This window comes from Kordiimonas lipolytica (genome assembly GCF_042651265.1).
Classification (GTDB): Bacteria; Pseudomonadota; Alphaproteobacteria; order Sphingomonadales; family Kordiimonadaceae; genus Kordiimonas; species Kordiimonas lipolytica.
Window position 1 is genome coordinate 1 of sequence record NZ_JBHSCR010000027.1, and the last position, 3,359, is coordinate 3,359.

Annotated in this window: 3 protein-coding genes; all 3 read right to left on the reverse strand. The window is 57.6% G+C overall.

Annotated features, from left to right (window positions below):
* The coding region (locus tag ACFO5Q_RS16785; protein WP_380084432.1) for a calcium-binding protein at positions 1-2,004 on the reverse strand (2,004 nt) is incomplete at its 3' end.
* Positions 2,005-2,142: 138 nt separating this feature from the next.
* Positions 2,143-2,946 carry an anti-sigma factor family protein gene (locus ACFO5Q_RS16790; protein WP_380084433.1) on the reverse strand — a complete coding sequence of 268 codons (804 nt, stop codon included), beginning with the start codon at positions 2,944-2,946 and terminating at the stop codon, positions 2,143-2,145.
* A 1-nt stretch (position 2,947) separates the two neighbouring features.
* Positions 2,948-3,359: RNA polymerase sigma factor (locus ACFO5Q_RS16795; protein WP_380084434.1), on the reverse strand; the 412-nt coding region annotated here is incomplete at its 5' end.

Sequence of the window (3,359 nt, forward strand, 5' to 3'; positions counted from 1 at the left end):
CGCGGTGTCGAAATCGTCCACAACATCATTGCCGTGATTGTTGCCGAAGAAGAAGGTGTCCGCACCATCACCGCCGATCAGCAGGTCATTGCCAGCGCCGCCGAACAGTTGGTCGATGCCGTCACCGCCGTCAACCGTGTCATCACCGGCCCCGCCAAAGAGCGTGTCGTTGCCGTCGTCGCCGCTGATGTCGTCATTACCGTTTGACGCGAAGATATTATCGTCGCCGTCACCGCCTTCGATTTCATCTTCACCGTCATCCTTGCCGGCATAGACAACATCGTTGCCGCCGCCAGAGACGATCCGGTCGTCGCCGTCGCCGCCGCCGATCACATCGTCGCCGTTGGCACCGTAAACCTGGTCGTCGCCGCTGCCTGACCAAAGACTGTTGCTGGCGCCGCCGTTGGTGTTTGCCTCACCGTCGTCGAACAGACCGTCACCATCAGCATCGTGCCAGCTGCCGGCTATGACCACATCGTCACCGTCGCCGCCGTAGATTGTGTCATCGCCATCGTCGCCGATACCGTCGTTGTTGAAGTCATCGCCGACAAGGAAGTCGTTGCCTGCGCCGCCGCCAACAATATCGTTGCCGCTGCCGCCTGCGAAGCTGTCGTCGTCATCATCGTCAGCGCCGGCGAAGATTTCATCGTCGTCGTCGCCTCCGTCGATTGTGTCCTTGCCTGACCCGCCGGTCATGAAGTCATTGCCGCCGTTGCCCTTGAGGTTGTCGTTGCCGTTACCGCCCTTGACGCGCTGTGCGGAATCGTCGCCCTCGTGGTCGTCATCCTCGTCGCCACCCTCAAAGTCGTCGTCGTCCAGCTCATTATCGTCGTCGTCAAACTCGAAATATTCCGCGGACAGGTCTTCCAGGTTGGTGTTCTGAAGTGTCAGCGTTTCACCGTTGCCCAACTGAATGACCACGCTTGAGCCGACCTGGCTTGATGCAGCCAGCATTTCTTCGAAGCTGCCGAAGGCGTCGCAGTCATCAAGGTCGATCCGGTCGCCTTCGGCGCCGTTGAAATCGGTCAACACGTCGGATGAATTCGCATCGAATTCAAACTCGTCGGCACCTGCGCCGCCCGTTACCGTATCATCGCCGTCGCCACCGTCGATTTCATCATCGCCGTTGCCGCCAGACAGGATATCGGCGCCGTCGCCGCCCTTGATCTCATCGTCGTTGTCACCGCCGTCGAGGACGTCGGCGCCGTTACCGCCTTTGATTTCGTCTTCGCCAGCACCGCCTGAAATGGTGTCGTTGCCGTTTTCACCCTTCAGTTCGTCATGGCCTTCGCCGCCGATCAACTTGTCATTGCCGTCGCCGCCCTTGATTTCATCATCGCCAAGGCCGCCGTCCAGCGTGTCGTCGCCGTCGAAGCCCCGCTGTTCATCATCGTCGTCAGAGCCAAGGATGTCGTCGTCATCTTCGTCGTCGTCCTCGTCCTCGTCCTCTTCATCTTCATCGTCTTCTTCGTCTGCCTCATCGCCTTCCTCGTCGTCGGAAGCATCGTCGTCGTCGATTTCGTCTTCAGAGTCCTCATCGTCTTCTTCGTCTTCAGAGTCGTCCGCATCTTCGGCGTCATCATCTTCTTCATCAGCAACGTCAGCAGCGGCAAAGCGGAAGGAAGAAGCATCAAGATCAGAGAGGGAAGCACCCTGGAGCGTCAGCGTGTCGCCGCCTGGCAGGGCGATAACCACGCCGCCGCCAGAGTCGCTGGAAATGGCCAGCAGATCATCAATGGAATTAATGGTTTCATATTTGCGGAGGTCGACAACATCGCCCTCGCCGGGGTTGAAATCGGTAACGACATCATTACCGCCTCCCCGGATTTTGAAGCGGTCGGCACCGCTGCCGCCAGTGAGGGTGTCGCTGCCGGAGCCGTCTTCCAGTTCATCGTTTCCTGCGCCACCCATCAGCACGTCGTTACCAGCCAGGCCTTCCAACTCATCATTGTTGGCGGTGCCTGTCAGCGTATCGTTGCCGCTTGTTCCAATAAAATCTGTCATGTCCGTTCTCCAGATGAAAAAATCAATGCGTTATCTGGTTAACGGGATAGGAGGAGGGTTTATTCCATTGAAATGAATATTTTTTTGGAAAAACTGAAAAAGCTTAGAAAATTCAGGGTTTTGAAGCCCCTGAAGGCCTCAATCCCAGTTGCCAGTGATGGCTTTTTCTTCGTCGCTCAGGCTAAGGGCGTCGCCTTCCATCATGGACATGATCATGCTGCCGATGGGGTCGGTTGTGGCATCAGATGCAGTGACGAACATCCCATCGTTTGCAGGGGCGACTGCATCTGTCGCGACCACGGCCTTGATGCGCCAGCCACCGTTCTTTCTGCAGGCGATGCCATGTTGCGCGCTATTTGGCGCAGCGGTTGAAAACTCCCGGCAGAATGTCCCATCCGCAGTGCGGAAAGTGGTCAGGGGCATTGCTGCTGCCTGATCTTCAGAGCCGAAACGGACGGCCTGATGGCTGGCCGAGCTTTCAAGCGCTTGATAAAGCGGCGACTGGGGGCTTACCTGGCCCATGGCATAGTCGGTGATGCCACTGCTTTGTGGCATGCCGCCTGTGGACGTGAGGTTCCCGGCGCCAAAGCCGATGAACAAGGCGACCGAAGCCGCAATGGCCTGCGGCACGAACGGACGCTTCCAGAAAGACCTTGAGGCCTGCTCCGGTTGTTTCAGCGTAACCAGATTGTCAGGTCTTTCGGTTTTCTGATGTGCCAGCTTGCGTGCCAGATCATCAACAAGCGCCATCGTGTCCGGGCGGGCTGCCCGCTTCGGGGTGCCTGCCAGGCTGTCAGCGAGAAGGGCATCGGCTGCTCGCATTTTGTCAAGCTGGTCCCGCAGGGCAGGGGAACGCGCCAGCTCGTCTTCGATTGCCCTGGACTTGGTCGGCGAAAGTTCGCCGTCCATGTAGGCCATCAGGTCTGTATCTTCAATCTTCATGTTATCTCTCCCGTCCTCTACCGAACGGCACCACGTTCTGGTTTTGCTGACGCGCTTTTGCGGACAGCTCCGTGAGTTTGGACCGGGCCCTGGCTAGCCTGCTCATTACCGTACCGACAGGTAGCGACAATTGATCCGCCGCTTCCCTGTATGAATATCCTTCAACAACAACCAGCAGCAGGATTTCCCGGTGGTCCTCCTGCATCTGCGACAGAAGGGTTCCCAGTTCGGAAAGCCCGACCGCTGCTGTGGCTTGATTTTCTCCATCGATCCAGGGCTCATCCTTCGGGTTTTCCGGTTTGTCGGTTTCGCCGCGGACCTTCCGGGATCTGATTTCATCCAGCCAAAGGTTCTTTGCTATGCGAAAAAGCCATCTATCCAGATCGGTTCCCTGTGTGAACTGATCGAACTTG